The sequence below is a fragment of the Acinetobacter lwoffii genome, assembly GCF_024129595.1.
In the GTDB taxonomy this organism is placed as follows: domain Bacteria; phylum Pseudomonadota; class Gammaproteobacteria; order Pseudomonadales; family Moraxellaceae; genus Acinetobacter; species Acinetobacter lwoffii_O.
Genome location: NZ_JAMXXS010000010.1, coordinates 30731 through 50780, shown reverse-complemented (window position 1 = coordinate 50780; position 20050 = coordinate 30731). Strand labels below are relative to the sequence as shown.

Below are 20050 nucleotides of genomic sequence, written 5' to 3'. Positions count from 1 at the left end.
AGATATAGTCATGACTAATATAGAAAAAAAAACTAAAGATTTAAGCCAAAACTTACAGGATTGGCTCGAAAAGCACTTTGGCAGTAAAGATATTACGCAATACAAAAATCTAGCTTTAAGCCTTATTTTCTACAAGTTTTTATCAGACCAATTTGAGCAATTTGCGAATGTAAACCTTGACGGCGAAATCAAGTATAGTGCCTTAGATGAGCATCAGCATGAAGACCTCATGACTGCTCTAAAGGAAGAAGGACAAGACTCTTTAGGGTATTTCATTGCACCTCAATATTTAATCAGTTCATTTGCCCAACTCTATAGAAATGATAATGACTACTATTTTTTAGAAGATTTTGATAACGCTATTACCCATTTTCAACAAGGCTTAACAGATCGATCCAAAGATGTCTTTGATGGGTTGTTGAGTGATATTAATACATCAAGCTCATTATTGGGGAGCTCTGGTTCAGCTATAAATCAAGTCTTAGGTTCAATGTTGGTAGGTTTGAATGCAATTCAATTCTACTCGAAAGATGATCCTAACATTTTAGGTGCTGCTTTCTTTAGCTTAATTGAATTTATGGCGATGAATTTGGGTAAGAAAAAAGGAGATTTCTATACGCCAGCTCATGTGTCAGCTTTGATGGCAAGTATTATTCATACTGAAAAGACCAAAGCCCGTAATATTTACGATCCAACCTTTGGGTCTGGCTCGTTATTGATTAAGACTGACCAAATGCTAGGTTCGGTAGATCGAATCTATGGGCAGGACCTTATAGACGGTAATCTAAAAACGGCACGTATGAACTTTCTAATCAATGGATATCATTATTCAAAATTGAAACTAGAAAGCGGCGATACTTTAGATAAGCCCAAGCATCTCGATTTAAAATTCGATGTGATTGTCTGTAATCCAAAGTTTTCCCAAACTTGGAATAACAATGAGGCAAAAAAACATGATCCTAGATTTGCTAACTATGGCAAGCTTGCTCCAAAGTCAAAAGCAGACTTGGCTTTCATCCAACACATCGTTTATTCCTTAGAGGAAGATGGTATAGCAGTTGTGCTGATCCCTCATGGTGTCTTATTCAGAGATAGGGCAGAAGGTTCAATTCGTAAATATTTAATTGAGCGTCTGAATTGTATTGATGCAGTGATTGGATTGGCGAAGGATCTTTCGCCTGTCATTGATACAGAAGTTGCTATGTTAGTGTTAAAGAAAAATAGACAAGTAGACGATAAAGTACTCTTTATTAATGCCAAAAAATTTTGTGAAAAGCAGAAAGCATTCAATATTATTTCGCCAGAGCAAATCGCTGAAATTACAGAAATTTATAAAACTAAAGCAACTAGACCTAAAATTTCTGAGTATGTGGAACGCTCAAAAATTGTAGAGCATGGCTACAATCTAAATATTCCACGCTATATAGACCTGTTCGAGCCTGAGCCTGACATTGATATAGATGACGTCGCGCTAAAGTTAGAACAGATTGATGAAAGCTTAGAGCAGATTGATTTAGATATTAGAACCTATTGTGATGAGTTGGGTGTTCGTTATCCGTTTAAGATTTGATAACTAATAGAGAAAAGGGGAGTAAAAATGCAAGTTGAATTAAATTGGTATGAACCAATAGAGCTAGGTAGTTCTAGCACATTAAAAGAGAATGTTAAGAATTTGGACTTATCATTACTTCCTGAAATTTCAGGAGTCTATATTTTTTATAGAGAATATGGGGGATATCAAGAAGCTCTGTATGTTGGGAAATCTGAAAATATTCGCACAAGAATGAAATCCCACTTCAATAGCATTAAGTTAATTGATGGACTCATAGACACGCCCAAAGGTCAAAAAAAGCTAATCTTTGCAGAAGTCAAAACTCGGTCAGACTTGGCAAAAGCCTTAGCACAAGCAGAAAAAGGATTGATCAATCAGTTAGATGATGAAAAACATCCTTTACTTAATCGTAAGCTCATGAAAGACCAATACGATTATATTGTTTCTAAAGGAAATCCATTAAGCATTATTGATGAAGAGATAGCTGTGTTTTCGAATAAAGCTTAACTTGATAATCACTGCATAGTGAAAGCTATGCAGTGTATGTGCTTTTTATTTTTTTAGATGTAGCCAGTCCGGGTGAATCACGACTTCTTTAATATCATCACTATGCACTGCTCGATAATTTGATTACAAGCCATCAGTCCTTGGGATATAGAATCGAGCAAAAGCCTTTTGATTGATGACATAGTCAAACATTTCATGTTCTTCTAATTCTAAAGCTCTTTTAGATGGATCTTTATGGTTGAGCGAGTTATGTGAGCTTTCACATCCTACACGAAAACTAATTCGACCTGTCGTTCGATTTTTTTGTTGATATGGATAGAGTTTATCCCCTGAGTCTGTCAGTAAATAAAACGAATCACTAAATTTCTCATTAAAAATTGCCATAGACCTTTCGCTGTATATGAAATGCGCTGAATTAGTGCTATTTTAACATTTTAAAATGATTTAAATCATTGCCTTATAAATATCAAAGAAGAGATGTAAGCGTGGGTACACAAGCAGAACTTGAGCTAGAAAATAACTTCATTCAACAGCTTGAAGGATTGGGTTATGAACGGGTACTTCTACGGACGGAAAAGGCATTAGTCGATAATTTAAAACTACAAATCCAAAAGCTCAATCAACTGCCTCATGCTTTCTCAGATCAAGAGTGGAAACAGGTTTGGCATTACCTCACTAAAGAAATAACAGTTTTTGCCAAAGCTCAATTACTGCGTGATCGTTTCCCATTAAAATTTGATGATGGTACGGTTAAGCATCTATCTTTTCTTGGTGAAAAAGCGACAGACAATGCTTACCAAGTTTCTAATCAAATCGTATCAGACCATTCAGCCTTAAATGGTAAAACCAGTCGTTTTGATGTCACCTTATTAGTGAATGGATTTCCACTTATACAAATTGAGTTAAAGCGCCGTGGCGTAGAGATTCAGCAAGCATTTAAGCAGACTATCGAATATGCAAAATCTGCCTACAAAGCTGGTGATGGTTTATTTGGCTACATCCAATTTTTTGTAATCAGTAATGGTGTCAATTGCTTGTACTATGCGAATGGCACCAAAACTATCGAGTTTGCTTTCCCTTGGGCAGATGAAGATAATAAAAACATCAATGATCTAACTGAATTTACTCAAGTATTCTTAAATCCGAAGCATACCTTTAAGATGTTGTCACAGTACATTGTGCTCCATCATTCAGATCAATTTTTAATGATCCTGCGTCCGTATCAAATTTATGCCATTGAGCGCATGGTTGAACATGTCAAAACCTCTAAAGAAAATGCGTATATCTGGCATACCACAGGTTCAGGTAAAACCTTAACCTCATTTAAGGCAAGCCAGTTACTGATCAAGAATCCTGAGATTCGTCGCGTTATTTTTGTCGTTGACCGCAAAGACCTTGATGAACAAACCTACACGGAATTTAATGCGTATAGAGAAGGGTCAGTAGATAGCACCAACAATACAGCCAACCTAATTAGACAATTACGTTCCTTAGATAATCGTTTAGTCCTGACCACTATTCAAAAGCTGAATAATGCGATTACCAAAGACCGTCATCAGCAGGAGATGGCAGATCTACAAGATGAAAAAGTGATTTTCATTTTTGATGAATGTCATCGTAGCCAGTTTGGTGAAACGCATCAGAACATCAAACGCTTCTTTAAAAATGCTCAAATGTTTGGTTTTACTGGAACCCCAATTTTTGATGAAAATGGGCTAAAAAAATCAGGTGAGAAATTCACGACTGAATTTTTATTTCCTAAGCGTTTGCATGAATATCTGATTGTAGATGCCATTACCGATCGTAATGTGTTGCCTTTCCAAATTGACTATTGGGGCAAATATAGCACTACAGGTGATATTGATAGTAATGAGCAAGTAGAGGGGATTGATAGTAAAGAGTTGTATGACAATCCTGAACGCTTGGAAAAAATCGTTCGTCATATATTGAGTATCCACGATAAAAAGACACGGAATAGAGAGTTCTGTGCCATGTTTTGTGTCAGCTCAGTTGAGAATCTGATTCAATACTACGAACTATTTGAGAAAGTCCAGACCGAAATGGCAGAGGAAGCCGAAAGAAACAAAACCTACTTCAAACCGATTTCGGTAAGAACCATTTTCTCGTTTGGTGTCGATGAACAGGATCAGCAAAATACAGCAGACGAAATAGAAGCGGGTATGATTGCTGAAGAGCCAGTGGACACACCGAATACTGTAGATGAGTCAAGAAAGGCAAAACTCGATAGATATATTGCCCAATACAATGAAACCTATGGCTCAAGCTACAACACAACGGATAGTTTCTATGATTACTATCAAAATCTTGGTAAGCGAGTGAAGTTCTTCAATATCAAATATGAAAAAGATGAACAGATCGATTTACTGTTGGTTGTGAACATGTTCTTGACAGGCTTTGACTCAAAGCCATTGAACACGATCTATGTGGACAAAAACTTAAAATACCATGGTCTAATTCAGGCATTCTCACGAACCAATCGTGTTTATAAACCATCAAAACCATTCGGGAACGTAGTTTGTTACCGTAATTTAAAACAAGCGACAGATAAGGCATTACGTTTGTTCTCTGATAAGAAGCCATTCAGTAATGTGACCATACCTGAAATGAGTGTGTTCTTAGAGCAGTATCAAACTGCTGTTGCACAGTTAAAAACACTGACTCCAAATTGCCAAGATGTAGATAATTTAAAACTTGAAGCTGAACAGTTGAAGTTCGTGGAAAGCTTTAGAGAAGTTCTACGTCTGAATAACTTACTCAACATGTTTACTGAGTATGACAAAAACACAGCACCGATCACTGCTCAGGATCTAGAAGATTACAAGGGTAAATACAAAGACTTATATAATCGTATTAAACAGCCATCTAATGATAAAGAGAAAGTCTCAGTCCTAGAGGACATTGACTTCCAATTAGAGCTTGTTCATAACGATCGTGTGAATCAAGACTACATCATGGCATTGCTTGGGCTCATTGCTACTGCGTCAAATCCTGCGCAGAAAGATCAACGGCGCAAAGAGCTTATGGATATGCTGAGCAATGATGCCAAGATGTATAACAAAAAAGAACTGATTGAAAAATTCATTGAACAACAACTGCCAAAGATGATCACAGGTCAAACGGTGAAACAAGCATTCTCTGCCTTTTGGGATGCTGAAAGAGCGCAAGCTTATGAGGGCTTCTGCCGTGATGAACAGTTGAAAAAGCCTGAGTTTGATAAAGTCGCAGATAACTTTAATTTCACCGAGCGCCTTCCGTTGCCTCATGAGATTAAGGAGCTCCCAATACAAAAGCCACCATTGCTGAAACGTGGTCGTTATTTTGCAGAGTTACATGCGAAGACATCTGATTTATTAAGCCGTTATAGTTTGAAGTTGTAATGAGTCGACTAAAAAATTAATGTCTTGGCAGAGTGGCATTACCAAAGAGCATCTAGCGTCTATTCCGCTTGTGCATTGCGAATGTCACTCCATAAAGATCAATTTAAAATGAATATTGGCAAACCATGACTACAGCTACTTTAGAGCCAAGCGTTGTCTCATTAAAAACGTTGTATGAGCAATCTTTAAGCATTCCTGATTATCAGCGTCCGTATAAATGGACAGAGAAGCATGTCAGAACGCTGTTTGATGATTTGGATTATTTTGTTGCTAGCATCACGCCTAAGAATCGTGATGATGATCGTTATAAGTATCGTCTTGGGACTATTGTTTTACATAAGGAATCTGCTGAAGCAAAAAAGGATATCGTAGATGGTCAGCAACGTACTTTGACCTTTTATCTCATTTGGCATGCCTTACAAGCGAGAAAAACTGAACTAAACAAGGTTAGACTGCCTCAATTTAGTCTAGATATTCCTGCGTGCCGTATTAGCCAAGAAAATCTACGCAGGAATTATGATGTCGTTGTTCGGCTACTCGATAAACCGAGATCTAAGCCTCTAGAAGAATACATTGATATCCTGCTATCTAAATGTGAGTTCGTCATCGTTGAATTAGGCAAGCTCTCTGAGGCTTTCCAGTTCTTTGATTCACAAAACTCAAGAGGATTAGATCTACATCCACATGACTTGTTGAAGGCATACCATCTACGAGAATTTGATCCCTCAGAAGCGCAATTAAAAGCACAAGCTGTTCAGCAATGGGAGCAAAGAAAAGAAAAGGATGTACATAAGATTTTCTCCCATTTGCTTTATCCAATCAGACAATGGACGAAAGGGGAAAAGGCATTCACCTTTGGTAAAGAGCAGGTTGATGGTTTTAAAGGTTTGTCACTGCATCTGGAAGATCGTTTTCCACTAAGCCAGTCATATCGTATCTTGCATAGCATGGTTGATGAGTACAACTGTGATCGCTTCCGTAAAGTAGATCACCTACATTTAGTCTATCCATTTCAAATTACTCAAACGATGATCAATGGGCGACGCTTTTTTGAATGGTTTACGCACTATGAAAGCAAAGCATTAGGTCTGCTTTATCCACTCGGCAATGATGCTTGGGTAGAACCATTATTGAAAACAGAAATGTCGAAAAAAATTTGGAACGTCATCAATGGCGTTACTGTCACTGAGAATTCTAAAGATTATGTTTACTCTGGTCGAACAAGGACGGGTGATGGCTATGTCCGTAAAATACTGAATGCTTTTCTCTTGGCATACTACGATCGTTTTGGTGAAGTAGATTTTTCTAGTGCTTTAGAAATAGGGTTCATTTGGGCTTATAGTTTAAGACTCACGCAATCAAGCATCTATGAATCAAGCATTGAAAGTCATGTCATAGATCACAACCTCTTTAGACGTTTGGGCGAATCCTTAAGACCCAAAGACTTCTTTAATTTTTCTTTGAGTATCATTGATTCGAGTAAGCTAAGCGAGAGAAGTAATAAAAGTAAAGTTGAAGGAATTAAAAAACTATTTGTAGAAATGAAATATATGGCGGAGCAGGGATAAATGTCAAAAGAGCAAACACAGCCATATACCATCTTTCAATTGTTGAGCGAAGATGTAAATTATCAAATTCCTGTATATCAAAGGAACTATGCTTGGGGGAAACCACAGATCCGAGCATTGATACAGGATGTTTATGATTATTATCTAAAATCAAAGGTAAGTGATGAAAACTATTATATTGGTAGTTTAGTCGTAGCGAAAAAAGAAAAGTACTTTGAAGTGTTAGATGGACAACAGCGATTTACGACTTTAAATCTTATCGCTTTATTTTTGAAGTCTAAGCTTAAAAATTCGCAACTAGATCAATTTCAGAAAATACGATTGAGCTTTGAAAGCCGTGAAAAGTCAGCGATTATTTTAAACTCTTTGTGGAAGTTTGCGAGCGATCAAACCTTTGAAAAAGATCTAGATAGATTGAATGTAGAGTATGGTGATCACTCTATCCTGAGAGGCTATCAAATCATTGATGCTGAGTGTTTGAAGATAGTTCAAGAGAGTGAGCTTGAAAAATTTGCAGACTATTTACTGAATCACGTCGTGATTTTACGCACTATGATTCCAGAGCTTGCAGATGTGACGCATTATTTTGATGCGCTGAATAACCGTGGTGAACAGTTAGAAGCCCATGAAGTGATTAAGGCACATTTTCTGAGTCTTTTAAGTGATGATGATGTAAATCGTCATGTTGTTCATCAGGTGTGGTCAGCATGTCAGGATATGTATAAATATGTTGCCTATGGTTTTAATGCAGATCAGCGAAAGCGGATATTTGGTGGTTCATATCATGATTGGTCTGTTAATGATTATGAACAGTTGAAGTCATGCTTACCTATCGAAATACAATTGAAAGATGCTAGGACTGAAGGGAAGAGCTCATATGGGGATCAGCTCACTTTGGAAGGAATTCTAAAGCTTAAGTCTATTCCAGTGACTCAAAAGCCCAATGAAGAGTCGAGTGAGCGCTTCACAAGCATTATTGATTATCCAAATTTCCTGATGCAAGTTTTGAAAATATATGTCAAAACACAATTCACTGATGGTGACTCTAGCAAGATTGCACTCGATGATAAGACTTTATTAGAAAGCTTTAAAAGCACGATTGTAGATGCAGGTCATGTAAAAGACTTTATCTACCTACTTCTGAAAACACGATATTTATTCGATCTGTATGTCATCAAACGTGAGAATAGTCCTCAGTACAAAGGTTGGTCACTCAAGAAGCCCAAATACTATAGTTCTGGTACTGTGAGCTATGTAAACACCTTTTCGCAATCTGAACAGGAAGGGGAAAATGAATTAGCATTAGAAGGAGGTCAACGAAACCTTGTAATGCTTTTATCAGCATTTCATGTTTCTTATCCGACACATGCACGTAAGAATTGGTTACTCAGCATTTTGTATTGGTTTATTGATCAGAGTGACAACGATATCAGTTTAGAGGCCTATTTTGCATATGTGGAGAACCTGGCACGAAGTATCATCAAGAAACGGTACTTAACAGCAATAGAACAAGACTATGAAAGTTTCATGTATGCTAAAAAAGTTGATTGCGACACTGTAGTGACTTCACAAGATATTGAAACGCATTTTACTTATGGAAAAATTCCACACTTCTGTTTTAACTATTTAGATTACATTTTGTTAAAGAAGGAAAAGGTAAACCATTCTAAATTTTACTTTAGCTACAAAGATTCTATCGAGCATTTCTATCCACAGAATCCTAAGGTAGGTGAACCTTTAAAGGATGATGCACTGTTGCATGGTTTTGGTAATCTAGGATTGGTAAATCAAAGTGAAAATTCTACACTCACTAATGATATGCCGATCCAAAAAGCTAAATGGCTAAGGAATAACAAGAAAGCACCAAACAGTTTGAAGTTGGAGTTGATGATGGAGGTTGCACAGAGCGAATTGGAATGGAATGAAGTGAGTATAGAAAAGCATCAGCAAGCTATGGTAGAGTTGTTATTGGAAGAATTAAATGTAAAAGCATACTCTTAGAGGCATGCTTTTTTATTATGTATACCTTTTAGTATACTAAATGTATTGGATGTTAAAAAAATATAATAAAAACAAAGGTTAGGTACTATTGCATCATGGGCGTTAAGGTAGAAAGATCAGCCATAATTTCTGAACTGGTCATTAAAAATAAATCCTTTCAACAAGAGATAAATGCAAATACTGCTCAATAGGCTATGCAGGGAAATTTAAAGCGCATTTTCAATAAGGCCAATCCCATATGATTGAGCACAGGAGATCGAAAATGTGAAATGAATCTGCTGATTCAATTCAGCTTTAAAGCTTTATTGCAGCAAGTCTATCAAATTTAATTTTTAGAAAGAAATGAAATTCCAGATGAATGTTTAAGTCAGCGCTCAGAGCTGTCGCTATGGCTTCTTATTCAACATTATTTGCAATTTTAAAAAAATAAACCACCGGATGCGAACATGCGGTGGCAAGTCTAAATCAAGACGATAGTTTATTCCGGATCATAAAGACCGAGGTCTGAGAGATGTAATCTGAGAATCCGGCGTAATTCCAGCACGGCTTCAGGCGTTTCCTGAATCGAGTGGCCACCCTTAATCACTTTGCTAGATACAGCACCTTCCAAGTAAGCACTTTCGTATGAAACGATATCATCGCTCATGAGCTTGGTATCTTGCGTATCTACGGTATTGCCGATAATAGAATGAAATTTGATATTTTTAGAAGGCTGAATATCCTTAGTTAATGCAGTAAATTTCGAATTTTCACTCAGATCGCTTGGACCATTCTGAATCAGGTCATGTCCCAGTTCTTTGACAAAGTCCTTTAATCCGATTTCGCCTTGTAAGGTATCAGCAAAAGCTCCTAAAAATGCACCCGGTATACGGATAATTTTACGGGCCAGTTTGGTATGCCAGCGGTCGGCATATTCTGTCCCACGATGCGGAGTTGCTAAGAAAATGGCCCGGGTGAAATTTGGAATAGGCTGCATTTGCAGGCGTGCTTTAAAGAGCGGGTTATCCTTAAACTGTGCAATGCGGGTATTTTGTACCAGCTTGAATGCATCTTGAGTAATATCGGCCTGACTGACCATTAAACGGGCAATCACGCCTCCCATACTATGTCCGACCAGTACCGCATCTTTTTTGGCTGGTGCATTGTTCGCAACCCGGGCAAAGCCTTGCTGAACCAGGGCATTAATTTGAAAACGGCTTTCCAGAATCGGCATATTGGTAGAATAAAATACCTGCCAGACCTGGAAATTTTCCCTTAATACCGGATCACCCATAATGTCGTTGGTCAGACGAATCCAGGCTTCAGGACTGCTGGCCAGGCCATGAATCAATACCAGCACTTTCTTGTTCGGATTATAAGGTTCCAGCATGTACAGGTGCGGCATGCTCAGACTGTCTTCGCGATTAATCAGGGTCAGATAGGCTAAACGCCCCAGATTATTCTCGGCTAGCCATAAGCCGTAAGGTGCAGAAAAGTTGGCGGCCAGCGCATATTCTTTCGAAGCCACTTTGATCTTTTCATGCTTATAAGGATCATAGAGTTTCAGGTGAAACTCCGAAGTAGATAAAATCTGTTCGGTCGAATTCGCTGATTTAGGCACAGCGGTAATGGTGGTCGCCAGATAGCGGGCTGAATGAATGTTGGGATTTTTACCATTTGGATAGTTGTGCTTGAGCGGATCGACAATATATTTTTTATCCTGCTCGGTTTGCTGTGCTTCAGGTAAGACCACTAAAAATTCTGAACCAAAACCATCACGCCGGGTGATGGAACGTAGGCCGGAAAAGTTCATGTTATAGGTAGACATCAGCTGTTCAATGGTCTGGTTTTTCAGCTGCGGAAAATTTTCCAGATCAAGGGTGTATACACTGTCACCGACCTGAATGCGCTGGCCGGACTGTTTGGTTTTATAACGTTCAGCATAGCGTTGAATCAGATGGGCAATCGCCAGGTTATAAAAGTCACGAATCTGAACCTGGCGGTTATCAAAAATACGCTCTTGCGGCGCACGCTCGGTTTTAAATAGATAGGCATAGCTATAACGAATGCTTTTATCCAGCATAGTGAGCTGCTGATCCAGACATTTCTGGATATTCTGCTTGTGTTGTTGCTGTTTTTCCGGTGATCGGGTTTTGTTTAAAATTCCGGTGTTACATTCAGCAGACTTGGCATTTTGTAAGGAGTTGGCTAGATATAATTCACTTGCTGTAGAAAGCAATTGTTCATCTAAAATCTGGGGAATACTTTTCAGATCTTCCACACATTCTTCGGGCTGATCAATACAGATCTGAGCTTCACGACCTGTCATGGACAACACATTCAGACTGGCTTCGCTAAGCTTGTCGCGGGTCAAGATGCTGTCACGCTCATTGTTCAGCGTGACATTAATCGCCTGTTCCTTAACACTGACCACCTGACAGCCGCTGAGTACGCTGGTGATGAGTAAAGTGCACAGCATTAATCTTTTATTTATTTTTTCGTGCATAAAACTTTTCACTGAATTCAAGTTATAAAGCGGGATAATGTTTTGTATTTTACTAATTTTTTCCCATAAAAATAGACCGCCGTAGCAGTCTATTTGTAATCAAATTGAAGCGAATCTTGATTATGGGGTCACCGGTGCTGTTGCTGGGTCTGTAGCCGGAGCGGGTGTTGATATTTGCAAAATTTGCCAAACATTCCAGCGACCATTTTTCTCAATTTCCTGAATCAGACGGTCTGCTACTTCAGCTTCTTGCGGATATTTCACCTTATAGTTCGCCAAGGTTTGAGTGGCATTTTTTTTCTGTTCCAATGCAATATAGTTATTGGCTGCAGAAAGATAAGCCTCCTGAACGCCAGCTTTCATGGCTTTGTCCAGATAAGCGATGGCTTCACGTTGACCACCGCCTTCAGACAGACCAAAACCAAACCAGAAGTTGACTTCAGGATCATCCGGGTTAATTTTGAGAATACGCTGGGCATAGGTCAGGGAATTGGTGGTATAAACTGAACCCAGATCCAGGTTACGTGCCATCACGCTGGCTTTAAAAGCACGCATCAACACATCAAAAGAGGCATTTGGACGGGCCGCTAAAGTATCCAGTTGTCGGGTGACTTCACGCAATTTGGCTTCAAAACCACGGCGTTCCTGACGATCGCTGAAACGTGGTGGATAATGACGTGCCTTACCTTCGACCATTTGCAGGAAATCGTCAATTTCGGTGATATCGATTTCATTTGAATTGGCAAGTGCTGCATAACGCATTGCACGTGTATTGCTATCTACCACTGGAATAATCAATTTATTCACATCCAGGGTCAGTTGCTTGGATGGATCATTAGGATCCGTCACCACCATCTTGGTTACAGGCTGCGCTGCAGCTTTTTTCAAATGCACTTCAAATTCAGGTGGTTCATTATAATTGAATGGATTTAAAGCATAAAATGGTGGGCTCAGTTCAGGCTCTACAAAAACCACTTGATCTACAGGTTTCTCAGCAGATTTCTGAGGAGTGGTTGAACACGCAGTAATTGTGAATGCTAAGCAAGCAAGTGCCAAGGGCTTAAAGGTCATAATAGTCATCCATTCTGTTATTTTTAAAACATCTATTCAAAAATTGCATGATCGTCAGTCTATGAAAACTATAACCATCATGCAAGTAAACCCGTGTTACAGAGTGAAGTGTGATATTCAGGCCTTGGATTGGCTGGTTTGCGCTTCACATTCACGACGCGCTTCTTCCAGAATCTCCAACTCTTTTTTACTCAAAGGCTGGCCATCCTGTTGCTGCTTGTTAAAGGTCGGATCTAACAAAGAAAGACGATTGCACAAGTTGTTCATGCGTTTTTCATTTTGCTGAATGCGATCCAGCAGAATCCGCATACCTTCTAAAATTGGATCAGACTGGTCTTCAGTCGCGGCATAGGGCTGGAAACCGATACTTTCGGCATAGTCACGACGACGGGCTTCAGCATCATCTTTGGGTTTGTCTTTGGTGATAAAACGTGCCGGGTTGCCCACCGCTGTGGCGTTCTCAGGAACTGCTTTGGTGACGACCGCATTAGAACCGACTTTGGCATTTTTACCCACGGTAAATGGTCCAAGAATCTTGGCACCAGCACCGACTACCACGCCATCTTCTAGCGTTGGATGACGTTTACCTTTATTCCAGGTGGTTCCACCCAAAGTCACGCCGTGATAAAGGGTGACATCATCGCCAATTTCAGCAGTTTCGCCAATTACGACACCCATACCGTGATCGATAAAGAAACGGCGGCCAATTTTTGCACCCGGATGGATTTCAATGCCCGTGGCAAACCGGCTAAACGAAGACAACGCACGCGCAGTTCCTTTACAGTCTTTGTTCCATAGCTCATGTGCCATGCGATGCATGATCAGCGCATGAATGCCAGGGTAAGTGGTTAAGACTTCTAAGGTATTGCGTGCTGCAGGATCGCGCGCAAAGACAGCTTGTATATCTTCTTTGAGCTGTTTTAGCATTAGATTTGATCCTCGTCCTGTGATGATGTGTGTGAAGATTTTTTCCAGGTACCGTTATTCAATGCCTGAACACGGCTGAAAATACCACGAAGTAAGTGATATTCCATACGATCTAATTGTATACGTCCGAAGAGACGACGCAAGCGTAAAGGCAATAATCTTGGATTTTTTGGATCCATAAATTCAATTTCTGCCAGCATTTTTTCCAAGTGCGGATAGAACTGTTCCATCTGCGCATGATTGACTAAAGGTTCATCCCATTCCATTTCAATGCCATCAATGACTTGCATGGTCGCTTTAGCATCACGTGGCTGTTCAATTTGACTCATCGTTGCCATGCGCATCTCATAGCAGATCACCTGAATCGCCTGAGCTACATTCAGTACGCCATAATCAGTATTCACAGGAATAGTCAGATGATAATTGGCCATCGCCAGTTCTTCATTGGTCAGACCACGGTCTTCACGGCCAAATAGAATCGCGACTTCCTGCTGATTTTGTACCACGGCGGACATGGCTTTTTCAGCGGCAGGGCGCACATCTAACAGCGGCCAGGGAATGGTACGGCTACGTGCGCTGGTACCGAATACAATCTGACAGTCTTTAATGGCATCTTCAAGGGTTTCGACAATCTCAATCTTCTCGATCAGGTCAGTGGCACCCGCTGCCAGCGCGTCAATATCCGGATGCGGATAGGTTTTTGGTGCCACCAGAACCAGCTTGGACAAGCCCATGGTTTTCATGGCACGTAAGGCACTGCCGATATTGGCAGGTAAAGTGGTATTGACCATGACAATACGCACATGGGAGAGATGTGCTGAAACAGCAGCATTGTCAATTTGACTCATGAGGATTCCAATTTTAAGGTGTTTTAAAGATCAGGATTTATGAATATTGCGGCTGGGATTCAGCCTGATACAGCTCCAGTGCATCATGCATGCTCATGCCCGCAGGCGGCGGAGGAATATCCACCGGCTTGGCCTGTTCATAGGACACGGCTTTGGCAGCTTTGGACTTGACCTGATACTCAATATGCAAGGCTTCTTTACCAAAATAATCACGCAATTTGGCTAGGAGCTCATCCAGTGGGGCGACTTTCCAGTTGAGACCCAGATGCAGTTCAGTCGTGGCATACGGGTAATCCAGATATAGAATCACCGGAATATGTGCCGACATATCGACATTGCAATAAGGAGTCAGAATCTGCTGCAAGTCACGGCTCAAGCTCTTGCTGAAATGCTCGGCTGTGAGGATAATCTTGATGCTATTGGCACGTTTCTGACGAATTTCATTCAGGCTAAATGCTTTGGTGAGACGTCCCATCGGACGGTCAAAGCCTTCACGCTCATAGATTTCGCCTTCAATCACCACCACTTTATCGAGCTGGATAATCTCTTTAAAGCGGTTGAAGCGTTCGTGATTGGCCGAAATCTCAATCCGTGCCGTACCATCATCCAGGGTCATCATCATTCGGTTCGGAAAGTTGGCAATATCCACCACCAATCCTGCAAACACGGTGGTCACGCCACGGCGGGTCGGCGTCAGCTCATTGATCTGACTAGGCACAAAGGCTTTTAGTTCATTGCGATACACATCAATCGGGTGGCCGGTTAAATACAGGCCAAGCGTGTCTTTCTCACCTTTCAGGCGAACTTCATCCGCCCAAGGTTTGACTGGCTTAGATGGCTTGCGCTGAACTTCTTCAACTTCGCCAAACAGGTCCATGATGCCGGTTTCACGATTGGAACGTGCCTGTTCCGCAGCTTGAACCGCTTCAGGCAGTTGCGCCATCAGGTCGGCACGGTCAATTCCCAAGCAATCCAGTGCACCTGAACGAATCAGTGCTTCTAGAGTACGCTTATTGATTTTTTTCAGGTCAATACGATGACAGAAATCAAACAAGTCACGGAATGGACCTTCTTGTGCACGCGAGTCAATCACCGACTGCATCGCCGCTTCACCGACGCCTTTGATCGCCCCCAGACCATAGACAATGGTTTGCTCATCGATAGCATGGAATTGATACAGCGACATATTCACTGACGGTGGTAAAACTTCCAGATTATTCTTGCGACAGTCATCAATCAGGAATACCACGTTGTCGGTGTTCTGCATCTCCGAGGTCAATACCGCAGAAAGGAATTCCGCCGGATAATGTGCTTTCAGCCATGCGGTCTGGTAGGCAACCAAAGCATAGGCAGCAGCATGCGATTTGTTAAAACCATAGCCGGCGAACTTTTCCATATAGTCGAAGATATGGTTGGCCGTGGCTTCATCAATGTCTTTTTTCGATGCACCTTCAATAAAGATCTGGCGCTGTTTGACCATTTCTTCCGGTTTTTTCTTACCCATGGCACGACGTAACAAGTCCGCGCCACCAAGGGTATAGCCGGCACAGTACTGTGCAGCCTGCATTACCTGTTCCTGATACACCATAATCCCGTAGGTGGGTTCTAGCACGCCTTCAAGCAATGGATGCAGATATTCAAAATCGCCACCATGCATCCGGTGGATAAAGTCAGGAATCAGATCCATCGGGCCTGGACGGTACAGCGATACGAAGGCAATAATTTCTTCAAACTTGCTCGGGCGTGCCTCTTTCAGCATCTTCTTCATGCCCACGGATTCAAACTGGAATACCGCGGTGGTGTTGGCATTGGCAAAGACCAGATATGCGTCTTTATCTTCAAGCGGGATATAAGCAATATCTAAAGGTTTATCCGCTTTGATGCGTTTATTGATATTTTTAACCGCATCTTCAATCACCGTCAGGTTACGCAAACCCAAGAAGTCAAACTTCACCAGACCTGCAGATTCGACATCGTCTTTATCGAACTGTGCCACGCGTCCGGTACCATCGGCATCACACATGACCGCAGAGAAATCGGTAATTTTGGTTGGCGAGATCACCACACCACCGGCGTGTTTACCGGTGTTTCGGGTAATACCTTCCAGTTTCAGTGCCATTTCCCAGATTTCGGCTGCATCGTCATGGTCTGGATTGGATGGATTGGTGACGATATCTTTAAGCTGGGGTTCAGCTTCTAGTGACTCAAGCAGGCTTAGACCTAAAGGCTTGGTCGGAATCATTTTCGAGATACGATCCGCCAAGCCATAAGATTTACCCAAAACGCGCGCAACATCACGAATCGCACCTTTGGCCGCCATAGTGCCGAATGTTGCAATCTGGGAGACCGCATCACGGCCATAGGTACGTGCTACATAGTCAATCACGCGGTCACGGCCTGCGATACAGAAATCGACGTCGAAGTCGGGCATCGAAACACGTTCCGGGTTCAGGAAACGTTCGAACAGCAGTTCATAACGCAGCGGGTCAAGATCGGTAATTTTTAAGCTATAGGCGACCAGTGAACCTGCACCCGAACCACGGCCCGGACCGACCGGAACGCCGTTACTTTTCGACCACTGAATGAAGTCCATCACGATCAGGAAGTAGCCCGGGAATCCCATCGAGTTAATGATGTTAATCTCGTATTCGATACGCTCATCATAAGGCTTGCGGATTTCTGGCCAGTCTTCATCACGTTGTTCAGGCGGATACAGGAAATTCAGGCGTTCTTCCAGACCTTCTTTGGACAAGTGTGCAAAGAAGGTATCAATGGTATGACCTTCAGGAATCGGATAATCAGGCAGGAAGTATTTGCCCAGTTGCAGCGTCACATTACAGCGTTTGGCAATGTGATAGGTGTTCTCAATCGCAGATGGAATATCCGAGAACAGCGCCGTCATTTCTTCAGCAGATTTGAAATATTGTTCAGGTGAATAGGTTTTAGGGCGGCGGTTGTCACCAAGCACATAACCATCTGCAATACATACCCGTGCTTCATGCGCTTCATAATCTTCACGGGTCATGAAATGCACATCATTATGTGCGACCACACCGATATTGTATTTTTTTGCCAGCTTAACGGCTTCCAGAATAAAGTTATCTTCATCCGGACGATTGGTACGGGTCAGGGCAAGATAAACACGATTACCAAATTTTTCGACCCATTCTTCTAGCAGCGGTTCCGCTTTTTGCGGATTTGAACTCATCAGCATTTTGCCGACATCGGAATGCATGCCGAGCAGGGCAATCATGTCCTCAGGCTGATTTAAAATCCATTGTTTTTGAACGCAGGGAATATCCAGTTGCTGGCCACTGATAAAGCCTTCAGATACTAATTCAGTCAAATTACGCCAGCCGGTATTGGTCATGGCCAATAAGGTCATGCGATGTTCGGCATCATTCAGGCGAATTTCAGAACCCAGAATCGGCTTGATGCCTTTGCTCAGACATTTGCCATAGAACTTGACGGCAGCATGCAGGTTAGAAAGATCCGTGAGCGCAAGGGCAGGCATCTGTTCTTCTTCGGCAGCTTTGACCAAGTCAGGTATCCGTACGATGGATTCAGTAATCGAAAATTCTGTATGAATACCAAGATGAACAAAGTGCATAGATGAGTCCCTGCTAAAACCATTGAATAGTTTAACATGGGATTTATTGTTTCAGTTTGAAATTGAGGGGAAATGGCTAACTTTTAGGTCAAGTTTGAATTTGATTTTTTAAGCTGATTATTTAGTTAGTTGTTAGAAGATATTTTCTTTTACTTTTGATGGGACAAAAGTAACAAAACCCTTTTGTTGATCTAATGGAACTTCCATGTGCTATAAATCAACGGGCGACTTCCTGTCGCCGTGGCACGTATCAAATAGTTGCAGGACTTTACTTTGAAATAATGAGAAAGGGTTCGTAAGTATTAAAAACAATAAACCCTCTTTTTAGAGGGCTTTATTCATACATAAAAACTAGCTTAACGAAGTCGGGATAACCAGTCACCGAGGCTTTGTACAATCTGCACTAGAATCAGTAATACAATCACCGTCATGATGACTACAGAGGTATCAAAACGCTGATAACCATAAGAAATCGCTAAGTCACCAATACCACCCGCACCGACAGCACCGGCCATTGCCGTTGCACCAATCAAACTGATGGTAGCAGTAGTCAAGTTTAGAATCAGTGAGCTACGCGCTTCCGGCAGAATAAACTTAAAGATAATTTGCATTGGCGTCGCGCCCATCGCTTGGGCAGATTCGATAATACCTTCATTCACTTCGAGTAAAGAGGTTTCAATCAGGCGACCAATGTATGGGCCGACATAAATGGTCAATGGAACAATCGCTGCCCAGGTCCCAATCGATGTGCCGACGATTAACTTGGTCAGTGGAATGACTGCAATCAGCAAGATAATAAACGGCAGCGAACGTAGCGCATTCACAATCGGATTGAGACCGTGATAAATCACACGATTCGGCAGAATCCCATTCGGACGGGTCACCAGTAGAGTAATCGCCTGAATGAAGCCCCAGATACAGCCAAACAGCATCGCGAAGAACACCATATGAAAGGTTTCTTGCAGCGCTGTCACAAACTGATCTATCGACAGGGAGCTTTTCCAGAACGGTGCAGTGATCGTCGTCAGCCACTGTACAATCAAATCTCTCATGCCTGTACTCCCGCCTGATCGACTTGTACGCCGTGTTGTTCAAGGAATTTTATTGCTGCTTGAATTTCTTGTACATCACCCAGTAGCTGAATAAACATCTGGCCAATCACCGTGCCATTAATTTCGGTCATATTGGCAAACAGAATATTTAAACTGATATCAAACTGTTTAATCACCGCTTGAATCACGGTTTCCTGTGCCGAGCTACCAAGGAATTTCAGGCAATAAATACTGTTGTGATTCTGGTTTTCCAGATTATTCAGAATATTGACTGGTAAATGCTGCTGTAATACGGTCTGAATAAAATTCTTGGTCGTCGGGTGCTGGGGCTGACTGAATATTTGTAAGGTACTGCCGGTTTCAATCACATCACCTTTTTCCATCACGGCGACATAATCACACACGGTTTCAATTACATCCATTTCATGGGTAACCATAACAATGGTGATGCCTTGTTCTTCATTAATTTTTTTAAGTAGCTGTAGAACAGATTTGGTGGTTTGTGGATCAAGTGCAGAAGTCGCTTCATCACAGAGTAAAATTTTTGGATGATTGGCAAGGGCACGGGCAATACCAACACGCTGCTTTTGACCGCCAGACAATTCATCTGGAAAAGCATGACGTTTATGTTTCAGGTCAATAAAGTCTAATAATTCTTCGAGGCGCTTTTCCCGTTCTGCCTTGCTCCAGCCTAGGAGTTTCATGGGCATTTCGATATTGGCTGCCACGGTTTTGGTTTGCATTAAATTGAAATGCTGGAAAATCATCCCGATGCTGGCACGTTCTTGACGCAATGCTTTGGCATCCAGTGCGGTAAAATCTGTTCCGTTAATGATAATCCGGCCTGAGCTTGGGCGCTCAAGCAGGTTGATCAGACGGATGAGGGTGCTTTTACCGGCACCACTATAACCGATGATGCCAAAAATACTGCCGGTTGGAATCTGAAGATTAATCTGATTCAAGGCATGCAAGGTTTGACCCTTAAGCTCATACTGTTTTGAAATATCTTTAAATTCAATCATAGTGTCAAA

The 20050-nt window shown here is 41.4% G+C and carries 13 protein-coding genes; 5 read left to right on the top strand and 8 right to left on the bottom strand.

Annotation, left to right across the window (positions count from 1 at the left end; all coding sequences use genetic code 11):
* Nucleotides 1–10 precede the first annotated feature (10 nt).
* Together NI466_RS07010 and NI466_RS07005 are read left to right on the top strand one after the other, a co-directional pair.
* Nucleotides 11–1570 (top strand): type I restriction-modification system subunit M, encoded by a 1560-nt coding sequence (locus NI466_RS07010; protein ID WP_253173186.1) that lies wholly within the window; start codon nucleotides 11–13, stop codon nucleotides 1568–1570.
* 27 nt (nucleotides 1571–1597) lie between these two features.
* Nucleotides 1598–2059 (top strand): GIY-YIG nuclease family protein, encoded by a 462-nt coding sequence (locus tag NI466_RS07005; protein WP_253173185.1) that lies wholly within the window; start codon nucleotides 1598–1600, stop codon nucleotides 2057–2059.
* Between the two features lie 123 nt (nucleotides 2060–2182).
* Here NI466_RS07005 and NI466_RS07000 read toward each other — a convergent pair whose 3' ends face one another.
* Nucleotides 2183–2443 carry a hypothetical protein gene (locus NI466_RS07000; RefSeq protein ID WP_253173184.1) on the bottom strand — a complete coding sequence of 87 codons (261 nt, stop codon included), beginning with the start codon at nucleotides 2441–2443 and terminating at the stop codon, nucleotides 2183–2185.
* 101 nt (nucleotides 2444–2544) lie between these two features.
* Between NI466_RS07000 and NI466_RS06995 the strand changes: the two genes are divergently transcribed.
* From NI466_RS06995 to NI466_RS06985, 3 genes are all read left to right on the top strand, one after another.
* On the top strand, nucleotides 2545–5457 hold the full coding sequence (locus NI466_RS06995; RefSeq protein ID WP_253173210.1) for a type I restriction endonuclease subunit R: 2913 nt from the start codon (nucleotides 2545–2547) through the stop codon (nucleotides 5455–5457).
* 125 nt (nucleotides 5458–5582) lie between these two features.
* Nucleotides 5583–7025, top strand: coding sequence for a DUF262 domain-containing protein (locus NI466_RS06990; protein WP_253173183.1), 1443 nt, complete (start codon nucleotides 5583–5585; stop codon nucleotides 7023–7025).
* Complete coding sequence (locus tag NI466_RS06985; RefSeq protein ID WP_253173182.1) at nucleotides 7026–9026, top strand: DUF262 domain-containing protein; 2001 nt, start codon at nucleotides 7026–7028, stop codon at nucleotides 9024–9026. It begins immediately after the preceding gene.
* Nucleotides 9027–9504: 478 nt separating this feature from the next.
* Here the strand turns inward: NI466_RS06985 and NI466_RS06980 are convergent, their stop codons facing one another.
* The 7 genes from NI466_RS06980 to NI466_RS06950 all read right to left on the bottom strand — a co-directional run bounded on the left by NI466_RS06980 (nucleotide 9505) and on the right by NI466_RS06950 (nucleotide 20041).
* Complete coding sequence (locus tag NI466_RS06980; RefSeq protein WP_253173181.1) at nucleotides 9505–11511, bottom strand: esterase/lipase family protein; 2007 nt, start codon at nucleotides 11509–11511, stop codon at nucleotides 9505–9507.
* Nucleotides 11512–11631: 120 nt separating this feature from the next.
* Entirely contained in the window at nucleotides 11632–12582 is a 951-nt protein-coding gene (locus tag NI466_RS06975) for an ABUW_2363 family tetratricopeptide repeat lipoprotein (protein WP_253173180.1), read from the bottom strand.
* Nucleotides 12583–12699: 117 nt separating this feature from the next.
* Nucleotides 12700–13509 carry a serine O-acetyltransferase gene (gene cysE / locus NI466_RS06970; protein ID WP_004279928.1) on the bottom strand — a complete coding sequence of 270 codons (810 nt, stop codon included), beginning with the start codon at nucleotides 13507–13509 and terminating at the stop codon, nucleotides 12700–12702.
* On the bottom strand, nucleotides 13509–14357 hold the full coding sequence (locus NI466_RS06965) for an RNA methyltransferase (protein ID WP_253173179.1): 849 nt from the start codon (nucleotides 14355–14357) through the stop codon (nucleotides 13509–13511). The genes cysE and NI466_RS06965 overlap by 1 nt, the downstream gene beginning before the upstream one ends.
* A gap of 37 nt (nucleotides 14358–14394) precedes the next feature.
* Nucleotides 14395–17967: a DNA polymerase III subunit alpha gene (gene dnaE / locus NI466_RS06960; RefSeq protein WP_253173178.1), complete on the bottom strand. Its 3573-nt coding sequence runs from the start codon at nucleotides 17965–17967 to the stop codon at nucleotides 14395–14397.
* Between the two features lie 356 nt (nucleotides 17968–18323).
* Nucleotides 18324–19019, bottom strand: a complete 696-nt coding sequence (locus tag NI466_RS06955) for a methionine ABC transporter permease (RefSeq protein WP_004279923.1) — start codon at nucleotides 19017–19019, stop codon at nucleotides 18324–18326.
* Entirely contained in the window at nucleotides 19016–20041 is a 1026-nt protein-coding gene (locus NI466_RS06950; protein ID WP_071852172.1) for a methionine ABC transporter ATP-binding protein, read from the bottom strand. Before NI466_RS06950 ends, NI466_RS06955 begins: the two co-directional genes overlap by 4 nt.
* Nucleotides 20042–20050: the final 9 nt, after the last annotated feature.